Consider the following 10,317-nt stretch of genomic DNA (forward strand, 5'->3'; position numbering starts at 1 on the left):
AGGCCATGACACTGCCGGCGTCCCCAAGGATCGATTGCCACATCCATGCCATCGATCCCATCCGCTTTCCCTACTCCGACGATACGCCATACCGGCCGAGCGGGCAGGAGATCGCGCCAGCGGCGCAGCTCATCCGCGTGTTCGACGCCTTCGACGTCCGGCACGCGCTCGTCGTCGCGACCAATACCGGTTACGGCAGCGACAGCCGCATCCTGCTCGATACGCTGAAGCAGGGCGGCGGCCGCCTCAGGGGTGTCGCCGTGGTCGAAAATGACGTCGACATAAGCGAACTCGAACGATTGAAAGCGGCCGGCGTGATCGGCGTCGCCTTCAACGTGCCGTTCCACGGCGCCGACTATTATCGCCACACGGCGCCGCTGCTGGAGAAGCTGACGAGCCTCGGCCTGTTCCTGCAGATCCAGGTCGAGCAGGACCAGTTGCTCGACCTGCTGCCGCTGATCGAGACATCGCCTGTGCGCCTGGTGATCGATCATTGCGGGCGACCGTCGGTCGCGCAGGGATTGAAGGGCAAGGCCTTCCAGGCACTGCTGGCGATCGGCCGCGAGCGCGACGCGCATATCAAACTGTCCGGCAACTACAAGTTCTCGCAGCAGCCGCATCCTTATGAGGACACCTGGCCGTTTATCGCCGCGCTCGTCGAAGCCTTCACGCTCGATCGCTGCGTCTGGGGATCGGACTATCCGTTCCTACGGGCATCTGAACGGCTCGACTATGGGCCGCTGCTAGCAGTGCTGACAAAGCTGTTCCCGGATCCCAGCGATCAGCATCGCCTGCTCTGGCGAACGCCGGCACGGCTGCTCGGCTTCGACGGTGCGGCGGATCAATCGAGATAATAAGAGACCAAAAGGGAAGAGGAATCATGAAGCATATTGCAGGGGCGCTCGGCATCGCCTTCGCGGCATCGGTCTGGACGGGTGCAACCATCGCGCAGACCACGGTCTACATCCCCGACGTTATCGAGCTCTCCGGCCCCGGCGCGGTGTCGGGCACAAATTGGCGCGACGGCGTCGCGCTCGCGGTCGACGAGATCAACAATGCCGGCGGCATTCTGGGTCGCAAGATCCAGACCGAGCATCTGGACACCCAGAGCAATCCCGGCGTTTCGCGTGCCCAGGTTCAGAAGGTTTTGGACAAGGACCCCTATGTCGTCCTCGGGCCGATCTATTCCGGCTCGGTCAAGGTCAACATGGCGCTGACGCAGGCGGCCGAGATCCCGCAGATCGTCGGTGCCGAGGCCGCCGACATCACCATGCAAGGCAACCCCTGGGTGTTCCGCACCGCTTTCGGCCAGCAATTCTCGATGCCGAAGATCGCCAACTATCTGCACGACCAGCTCAAGGTGAAGACGGTTGCGCTGGTCTGGGTCAACAATGATTTCGGCAAGGGCGGCCACGACAATTTCCTGAAGGAGATGAAGGCGCGCAATATCGACATCGCGGCCGATATCTCCACCGAGCAGGGGCAGGTCGATTTCGGCTCCGACGTCATCAAGCTGAAGAGCGCCAAGGCTGACGCCATCTTCGTCTACACCAACGAGGAGGAGAGCGCCCGCTTCCTGATCGAAGCCAAGCGGCAAGGCTTGTCGACGCCGCTGTTCGGCGAGACCACGCTGCTCAGTCAGAAGGTGGTCGAGCTTGCCGGTCCCGCCGCCAATGGCGTGCGCGGTCACGTCGGCCTCAGCGCCGATGCACCCGTGCCGGCGATCCAGGAGTTCGCCAAGAAGTTCAGCGCGCGCTACAAGTACTGGCCCGACCACAACGGCATCAAGGGCTATACCGCCGTCTATCTCGTCAAATACGTCACCGAAAAAATCGGCAAGTTCGACAGCAAGGCCTTTGGCGCGGCCATGAAGGGCCTGACGCTGACGCCCGACAAGGCTCCGGGCATCTTGATGGAAGCAAGCTGGGACCAGAACGGCGACATCGACCGCGCCAGCTTCCTCGCCGAGATCGTCGACGGCAAGCAGAAGATCGTCGAGACGCTGCCGAAGCTGAAGGGCGGCAAGGGCGAGTGAGGGGGCTACAGAAAGGCCCATGCCGAACCAGCCGCGCGAGCATCGATGCGCCTTCTTGCTATCGCGCTATTCCCAAGCGATAATGGTGCTCATACTGAAGCCTTAAGTTGAGGCTGCGCCGGTTGTCCGGCGATCCATTTCGTCAAAACCATTTGTTTTCCGGAGCCCTCATGCGCGTGATTTGGGTCGACGGAGAGTCGCACAACGTGGATGTCGAGGACGACATGCCACTGTTGTGGGTGCTACGCGACGAACTTGGTTGCACCGGCCCGAAATATGGCTGCGGGATCGCGATGTGCGGCGCTTGCACGGTGCATGTTGACGACCGGCCGGTGCGGTCGTGCTCGCTCAGGATCGGCGACCTCAAGGAAGATGCCAAAGTCATCACGATCGCGGGGCTGGGAACGCCGCAGTCGCTGCATGCGGTGCAGGCGGCGTGGATCGAGCATCAGGTCGCGCAATGCGGCTATTGCCAGCCGGGGCAGATCATGGCCGCCACCGCGTTGCTAGATGCCACGGTCAAAGGCAAGCCGCCTTTGTCTGACAAGGAGCTCGACGATCAAATCGATCGCGTGATGTCGGCAAATCTCTGCCGCTGCGGCACCTATACCCGCATTCGCGCCGCCATCAGGACCGCGGCCCGGAAGCTGCAAGGATCAGAGCCGTGAGCCGCCTCGGCACGTTCTCGCGGCGTGCCGTGCTCGTCGGTGCAGGCGCGGCCGCCGGCGGCCTCGTGGTCGGTTATTATTTTTCCGAGCGGTTTCGGGTGAACGCGCGGCTGAAAGATGGCCTGGACAAGGGGCAGCACATGCTGACGCCCTATGTGCGGATCGGTCAGGACGGCGTCACGATCATCACGCCGCGCGCCGATCTCGGCCAGGGGGCCTATTCCGTGCAGGCGGCGCTGGTCGCCGAGGAGCTGGATATCGCGTGGAGCGACATCAAGGTCGATCCGGGGGCGCCAAGCTCGCTCTATTACAACGGCAGGGTTCTCAGCGAGGGGCTTCCGATTGCGGCCACCAACGCGCATCTTCGTCCGGTGGCGGAGGCGATCAGCCAGATCGGCGGCAAGTTCCTCAGTCTTCAATGGACCGGCGGCTCGTCGACCGTGGCCGATGCCTATCACCGGCTGCGCATTGCCGGCGCAACCGCGCGCGAGCTGCTGCTCCGCGCGGCGGAGAAACAGACCGGTATCGCCAGGGCTGATCTCAAAACGCGGGATGGCGCGGTGATCGCGCCGGATGGTCGCGCGTTCAGCTATGCGTCTCTTGCCGATCTTGCGGCCACGCTGGATGTGCCGCTCAACGTCAAGCCCAGGGATCCCAAGGATTGGCGCTATCTTGGCAAGCCGATGCCACGGATCGACATGGTCGCCAAGTGCACGGGCACGGCCACCTTCGGCATAGACATCCGGTTGCCGGGCATGGTCTACGCCACGGTTTGCGCCAATCCGCATCTTGGCGGCGCCCTGTGGGGCTACGACGATTCCAAGGCCGCAAAGGCGAGGGGCGTCCTCAAGATCGTGCCGGTCAAGGGCGGCGTCGGTGTCATCGCCGACAACACCTGGCGCGCCTTCCAGGCAGCGAAGCTGATCGTGTTCGATTGGGGCGAGGCGTCCTATCCGGCGAGCACCGCGACGATGTTCGAGGAGGTGAGGGCCTCCTTCATCCCGAAGCGCCGCGACAGTGACTGCAAGAACGACGGCGACGTTGATGCCGTGCTCGCCGGCGCGAAGGTGATCGAAGCCGAATACAGCGTGCCCTATCTCGCCCACGCACCGCTCGAGCCGATGAACGTGGTGGTCCAGCTCAGGGACGGTCGCCTGGACATCTGGACCGCGACGCAGATTCCCGTGTTCCTGGTGAAGGCGGCGCGGGAGATGACCGGGCTTGCCACCGAAGACATCCATGTTCACGCCCAGCTCAGCGGTGGCAGCTTCGGCCGGCGCCTGGAAGACGACTATGTGCGCCAGGGCATCGAGCTCGCGATGGCGTATCAGGGCCGGCCGATCAAGATGACGTGGACGCGCGAAGAGGACATGACCCATGACTTCCCGCGTCCGCTCGCCGTCGCCCGCATGCGCGGAGCGGTGAAGGACGGCCAGGTCGACGCCTACGACCTCAGCATCGCCGCTCCATCGGTGACCGCATCGCAATTCGGCCGGCTGGGCCTGTCCATACCGGGGCCCGACATGGCGATCGTCGCCGGCGCCTGGGATCAGCCGTTCAAGATTCCGAACTACCGGGTGACCGGCTATCGCGTGCCAGAGTTGGTGCCGGTCAGTTCCTGGCGCTCGGTCGGCGCGTCCGGCAACGCCTTCCTGCACGAGTGCTGTCTCGACGAGCTGATCCACGCCGCCGGCGCCGACCCGCTCCATGAGCGGCTCCGTTTGTGCTCGCACGAGCCATCGCGGAAGGTGCTCGATGAGGTTCGCAGGATGTCGGACTGGGACAGCAAGCCGGAGCCTGATCATGCGCGGGGCCTCGCCTTCACGCTGTCATTCGGCGTGCCCGTCGCCGAAGTGGTCGAGGTCGAGAAGATCGGTGATGCAATCAAGATCAAGCGCGTCTTCGTCGCGGCCGAGGTCGGCGTGGTGCTTGATCCCGGCAATTTGAAGAACCAGGTCGAAGGCGCCGTGATCTGGGCGCTCGGACACGCGATGAACGCCGAACTCACCTTTGCGAACGGCCGGGCGGTTCAGACCAACTATCATCAATACGAGGGCATGCGCCTCTACCAGGCTCCGGAGATCAAAGTCGCAGCGCTCGAGACTACCGGAGAGAAGGGCATCCACGGCATCGGTGAACCTGCCGTTCCTCCGGCCGCGCCCGCGCTCGCCAACGCAATCTTTGCTGCGACCGGAATACGTGCTCGCCAATTGCCGCTGATCAAGACCAAGGGCATCAAGTTCGTCTGAGCGAGCGCATCGCCGCATGACACCCGGTCCGAACGAATGGCCGCGGTCCAGTGGACGCGCGAGGAATGATCTGCCGGGCAAATCTTGCAGCGTTGCAGCCGGCACAACCATCCCGCGAAAGGCTCGGGAAAGAAAGCCGATGTAAATCAATCATGATTCGATGGCACGCAACTTGCTCATCGCTTCACGCAATCTGGACTGAAACATGGGAATTGAGTCGTGACCAACGTCAGCTACACCGTTCCGTCGAACTGGACCGCAGGCTCCGACAAGACCGGCGCGAGCAAGAACAGGAATCCGAACGATCCGAACATGGTGACGACGGGCGCGTATGGCAATGCGTTCGAACTGCTGCTCGACAGCAAGGCCAATGCCGATGGCACCACCACGGAGACGCTGACCTACAAGAGCTATACCGGCAAGACCAACGGCAGCTTCTCCGCGACGGCCGAGACTGGTACTGGAAGCGATCTCTCCGGCGCCTATCAGGCCTTGCTTGCCACGCTCCGGGCCAACGGCGAGATGGACGATAAGACCGCCGCGCAGCTCAACAACGCGATGGGCCAGCTCGACACCAAATCCGAAGGCGGGACCAAGGATGCCGGCGTTTCCGGCGGCGCCATGCTGGTGCAGGCCGGGGGGGCCGGTCTACTTCAACGGCATGTCGGCCTATCAGAACCAGTTCGTGGACTCGCTCGTCAACGAGCTGACGAGCAGGCTGCAGCTCGACGCGAAGGCGTAAGGAGAGACGCGCGAAACCTGTTCGCGCGGCCGTCGGTCAAATCGGTTGGCAAAGCCGGCCCATCGCGCGCATGATACGCGGGCGATATGGGCCCTCTTGCTTTTCCGGACGACGTCAAGACATGAAAACCACGCTGCTGAAATCGGAAGACTACACCCGCTCGCCGTGGAAGAACGGCGGCGGTATCTTCACCGATATCGCGGATGCCCATCGTCCCGGTGCGCCGGCAAAGGATTGGGACAGCCTGCTGTGGCGCTTCGCGTCCACGCCGATCGTGACGCCCGGCCCGTTCTCCTATATGCCGGGCATCGACCGCTTGCAGATGGTCGTCGGCGGGCGCGGGCTGGTGCTGACAGCACCCACGCAGGAATTCGACGAGCGTGAACCTTTTACGACAGTACGCTTCACCGGTGAGCTCGAGATCGTGACCGAGCTCGAGGCCGGGCCGGTCGAGGTCGTGAACCTGATGGCCCGGCGCGGTGCGGCGGAGATCGAGCTTTTGGCGCTTGGGGAACCCGGCGATCGGCGGCTCGCCGCCGGCACGCACCTGGTTTACGCGGCTCGGGGCAATTGCAGCATCCGTCTCGGCGGCGCGGACTATGCTATCCCTGACGGCGGCACGCTGAAGGTCGAGCTCACCGAGGCATCGAAACTCGCGCTCGTCTCGGGTCCGGCGGTGCTGGCGTCGATTCGGCTGGCCGGCTAGAGGCAAGTCCCCGATAGGACGATGCGCGCAATCCGTGCAATTGGCTAGGTTGACGCCGCGAAGCCGGAGCACGATATCTCCCTCGATGCAGACAGCCGCCGGAGGGCAGGATATGAACGCGCCTGACAAAAATCCCCCCGCCATGCTTTCCGATGGCGTCGTCGACTGGCTGACCAACGGCACGCGCGACGAGCGCTTCATCGACAACATCTTTGCCGAGATGTGCATCCGCCTCCAGCAGGCGGGCATTCCCCTCAAGCGGGCGACGCTTCACGTCCTGATCCACCATCCGCAATGGCTTGGTGCCCGGTTCATGTGGTCCGATGGCATGCGTGAGGCGGAGCTTGCGCGGGTCGACTACGATGTGAGGGAGCGCTCCGAATTCATCGGAAGTCCCGCCAATGAACTGCAGGACGGTGCGACCGAGGTGCGCGAGAATCTCGAGCGGGACGCCTCGCTCGGCCGCAAGCACGCGCTCTATGACGAGATGCGGGCGAAAGGCCTGACCGACTATGTGGCCTGGCCGCTCTACCACACGCTCGGCAAGCGGCATCTCATCACCTTCGCGACCGACCGCCCCGGCGGTTTCGACGATGCACATGTCGCCGCCCTCAAGAAGCTGCTGCCGGTGCTGGCGCTGGTCAGCGAAATCCGGGTCAAGAATCGCCTGGCGCGAACCCTGCTCGAGACCTATGTCGGCGCCCATGCTGGTCAGCTCATCCTGGCCGGCGCGACCCGGCGTGGCAGCGGCACGACCGTGCGGGCAGCGATCATGATCTGCGATCTGCGCGACTTCACAAAAATCTCCGACAACTGGCCGCGTGACGACGTCATCGATCTCCTCAACGACTATTTCGACGCGATGTCGGAGCCGATCGCGCGGCATGGCGGCGAAATCCTCAAGTTCATCGGCGACGGCCTGCTCGCCATCTTCCCGCTCAGCGAGCCCAAGGCCTGTGCAAACCTGCTGCATGCCGTGTCCGAAGCCCGGCAGGCCATGGCGGCTCTGAACGAGCGGAACAACGGCAAGGGCCGCGCGCCCTTGAACTACGGCATCGGCGTCCATGTCGGCGACGTCATGTACGGCAATATCGGCTCGACCAGCCGGCTCGACTTCACCGTCATCGGCCCCGCCGTCAACATGGCATCGCGCCTCGAAGCCCTCACGAAGCAGTTGGGCCGAACCGTGCTGCTGTCGCGCGCGTTCGCCGAGTTGGTTGAGCCGGAGTTCGAGCTGGAGCATGTGGGAAAACACGAGGTGCGGGGATTCAGCGATCCGATCGAGCTGTTCGCATATCAGGGATAACGGCGATATCTCGCGTGAGAGCTGACACACGTCTGCGCAGTGCGGGCTGTTGAAGGCGCGCGCTTTCGCCAAATCTGGTCGGTCAGGCCCGGTGAATGCCTAGAATTTGATCGTTCCGGTTAGGCGGACCTTAAGTCCGGTCCAAGGCGGCTGTGAGAATTTTACCGCGCGTTGAGGTCTGGGGTGGTGTCATCGCCTCGTTTCGTCGAAATTCCCTTTTGCTTTTCATTGTTTTCAAACTGCGAGCGCGTAATGGCTGTCGCCACGTCATTTTTGGCCGAGTTGGATGAAGCGGTTGCGCGAGGAAATCCGGAGAGCTGTCTGCGGGCCCTCTGGCATGCGGCCGACATTCTGATCGCGGGCACTTATTCCGAGGAGCAGATATGGACCTTCGGAGAGGTCATCGGTCGTCTCGCGCAGGAGATTGAAACGAGTGCGCGGGCGAAGCTCGCGGGAAAGCTCGCCTGCAGCCCAAACGCGCCCTATGCGCTGACCCGGCAGATGGCCAACGATGACTGCATTAACGTCGCATGGCCGGTTCTCAGTCAGTCGGAGCGGCTTGACATCGAGACATTGATTGCGTGTGCCAAGAGCAAGAGCCAGCAGCATTTACTTGCAATCTCAAAGCGACAGGCGGTTCCGGAGGCGGTCACCGATGTGCTGGTGGTGCGGGGATCTTCCGAGGTCGTAACCTCGATCGCATCGAATTCGGGCGCGAACTTTTCCTCATCCGGATTTCTACACCTCGTGCGGCGGTCGGAAGGGGATTCGATCCTTGCTGAATCGGTGGGACTTCGAAAGGACATTCCTCGGCATCTGTTCCACCAGCTGATTGCCAAAGCCTCTGAAGAGGTACGCCAGAAGCTCCAGAGAGAGCGTCCGGATATTGAAACCCAGATCCATCGCGTCGTCGTCGACGTGACCGGGGCGATTCACGCCAGGTTTGGCCCGGCGTCGAAGGATTACTTCACGGCGAAACGCACGGTGGCGAAACTGCACGAGAGAGGCGAATTGACCGAAGACAAGGTCTTCGAACTGGCGCACTCTCTCAAGTTCAACGAGACCACTGTCGCCCTGTCGTTGCTCTGTCGGTTGCCGATCGATGTCGCGGAACGGGCTTTTGATCGAGAAGGATCGCGAGCCGGTGTTGATCCTGGCTAAGTCTCTTGATTTCTCATGGCCGACAACGATGGCGCTGCTGTTTCTGGGGGCGGCCAATTACCGGATAACCGCTGGTGAGCTGGATCGATTGAAGCTCGATTTTCACCGGTTGAATGTTAAGGCTTGTCGGGAGGTCGTCACCATCTACCGAACGCGAAAAGAGGAGGTTTTCGGCAGCTCCTTTCGACAGTCTCGGCGCATGACTTAAGCTCGTCCATCGGGAGTCCTGTTGCCAACTCGGGTATGTGCAAATACGCTTGGCCTGAAGTCCGCCCAAACGATCCATCGATTGGCCGCACGATCATGCCAAAATTTCTTCGCATCGGAGTCCACCAGTCGAACGTTTCCGGATACACCTCAAAGGCGTGGTGTGTCAGGCGGGTTGGCTCGGCGATTTTCCTGAAGTGGGGCGCCGTGGAGGTCCATGGCGCCGGAGACGGGCGAAAGGTTTACTGGACGCTTCCTCCGAGAGAGAAGACAGTTCGTTGCGGCACGGCGCAGCGTGCGCAGGACTATGCAAAGGCCGCGATCGCGCGGCGCCGCAACCATCGCTACGAACCGCTGGCCGGACCAATTGCGATCCGGCGCCGATCCGCCGATCGGAGCGCTGAGCTCAAACAAGCGCTCGCCACGATCATGATCGTCGATATCGTCCGCTCAACCGAAAAAGCTGCAAAGCTCGGCGATGCCCGTTGGACAAAGGTGATGAGCCACTATTACGCCGCCGTCCGCAAAGAACTGAAGACGTCACGCGGAAAGGAAGTCGTGACGACGGGCGACGGAGTACTGGCGACGTTCAAGGCGCCGGCAGCCGGTATCAGTTGTGCGACTGCGATCCAGAAGGCCGTGCGCACGCTGGGACTCGAGATCAGGGTGGGGCTGCATGCGGGCGAGTACAAAATGAGCGGGACCGAGGTGGTCGGCCTCGCCTTTCACATCGGCGCGCGCGTCGCTGCGAAAGCGCGCGCCGGCGAAGTCCTGGTCTCGAGCGCGGTCAAGGACCTGATGTCGCAGTCCCAAATCCGCTTCAGGGATCACGGTGTTCACCAGCTCAAGGGCGTGCCGGAGCGCTGGCGCCTGTACCAGGTCGAGGATTGAGGGGGCCGTCAGGGAGCACCGGATTTGGCTGCCCGCTCTGGCGTGGCTGCGCCACGCGTAGCCCGAAGGACGGAGCGTGGCGGGAATGATGTCCGCTTGCGAGGTGATTGTGTTGCAAAACTCGTTTCTGACTTGGGGCGAGCTTGGCTTTTGAGTTTCGGCGGTTTCTTTTGGTACGGGGTGTCGGCGGTTTCCGTTTTGCTTGTGCATTTCAGCACGCGACTGCCAGTTGTGGCGGGGGACGGCAGATTAGCTTGGCCAGCCGCCTCAGGTTCTGCGCGGTGGCTGTGAGCAGCACTTCGTCCCTGGCGCCATTCAAGCCCCGCAGCCGAAGCCGGTCGAGCCTGAGAAT

8 protein-coding genes and 1 pseudogene are annotated in these 10,317 nt (G+C 62.6%); all 9 read left to right on the top strand.

The features are described from left to right. The first annotated feature begins 5 nt into the window (after positions 1–5). The 9 genes and pseudogenes from AC629_RS26740 (at position 6) to AC629_RS26780 (ending at position 9,965) form a co-directional block, all read left to right on the top strand. Positions 6–854: an amidohydrolase family protein gene (locus AC629_RS26740; RefSeq protein WP_084807904.1), complete on the top strand. Its 849-nt coding sequence runs from the start codon at positions 6–8 to the stop codon at positions 852–854. Positions 855–880: 26 nt separating this feature from the next. After that, positions 881–2,035: an ABC transporter substrate-binding protein gene (locus tag AC629_RS26745; protein WP_084807905.1), complete on the top strand. Its 1,155-nt coding sequence runs from the start codon at positions 881–883 to the stop codon at positions 2,033–2,035. A gap of 170 nt (positions 2,036–2,205) precedes the next feature. Next, positions 2,206–2,703: a (2Fe-2S)-binding protein gene (locus AC629_RS26750; protein ID WP_084807906.1), complete on the top strand. Its 498-nt coding sequence runs from the start codon at positions 2,206–2,208 to the stop codon at positions 2,701–2,703. Further along, positions 2,700–4,952: a xanthine dehydrogenase family protein molybdopterin-binding subunit gene (locus AC629_RS26755; RefSeq protein WP_084807907.1), complete on the top strand. Its 2,253-nt coding sequence runs from the start codon at positions 2,700–2,702 to the stop codon at positions 4,950–4,952. The genes AC629_RS26750 and AC629_RS26755 overlap by 4 nt, the downstream gene beginning before the upstream one ends. Positions 4,953–5,171: 219 nt before the next feature. Then, positions 5,172–5,768, top strand: coding sequence for a hypothetical protein (locus tag AC629_RS26760; RefSeq protein WP_084807908.1), 597 nt, complete (start codon positions 5,172–5,174; stop codon positions 5,766–5,768). Positions 5,769–5,815: 47 nt separating this feature from the next. Further along, complete coding sequence (locus AC629_RS26765) at positions 5,816–6,400, top strand: HutD/Ves family protein (RefSeq protein WP_084807909.1); 585 nt, start codon at positions 5,816–5,818, stop codon at positions 6,398–6,400. Between the two features lie 112 nt (positions 6,401–6,512). Beyond that, positions 6,513–7,706: an adenylate/guanylate cyclase domain-containing protein gene (locus AC629_RS26770; RefSeq protein WP_084807910.1), complete on the top strand. Its 1,194-nt coding sequence runs from the start codon at positions 6,513–6,515 to the stop codon at positions 7,704–7,706. Between the two features lie 252 nt (positions 7,707–7,958). Next, positions 7,959–9,075, top strand: a pseudogene (locus tag AC629_RS26775) (DUF2336 domain-containing protein). A 95-nt stretch (positions 9,076–9,170) separates the two neighbouring features. Beyond that, positions 9,171–9,965 carry an adenylate/guanylate cyclase domain-containing protein gene (locus tag AC629_RS26780; RefSeq protein ID WP_084807915.1) on the top strand — a complete coding sequence of 265 codons (795 nt, stop codon included), beginning with the start codon at positions 9,171–9,173 and terminating at the stop codon, positions 9,963–9,965. The last annotated feature ends 352 nt before the right edge of the window (positions 9,966–10,317 follow it).

Origin of the sequence: Bradyrhizobium sp. NAS80.1 (assembly GCF_001908205.1) — a bacterium.
Lineage (GTDB): Bacteria > Pseudomonadota > Alphaproteobacteria > Rhizobiales > Xanthobacteraceae > Bradyrhizobium.

Bases quoted from the DNA above. Each gene is read 5' to 3' on its own strand.
- AC629_RS26740 (WP_084807904.1), top strand. From the start codon at position 6: ATGACACTGCCGGCGTCCCCAAGGATCGATTGCCACATCCATGCCATC.
- AC629_RS26745 (WP_084807905.1), top strand. From the start codon at position 881: ATGAAGCATATTGCAGGGGCGCTCGGCATCGCCTTCGCGGCATCGGTC.
- AC629_RS26750 (WP_084807906.1), top strand. From the start codon at position 2,206: ATGCGCGTGATTTGGGTCGACGGAGAGTCGCACAACGTGGATGTCGAG.
- AC629_RS26765 (WP_084807909.1), top strand. From the start codon at position 5,816: ATGAAAACCACGCTGCTGAAATCGGAAGACTACACCCGCTCGCCGTGG.
- AC629_RS26770 (WP_084807910.1), top strand. From the start codon at position 6,513: ATGAACGCGCCTGACAAAAATCCCCCCGCCATGCTTTCCGATGGCGTC.
- AC629_RS26780 (WP_084807915.1), top strand. From the start codon at position 9,171: ATGCCAAAATTTCTTCGCATCGGAGTCCACCAGTCGAACGTTTCCGGA.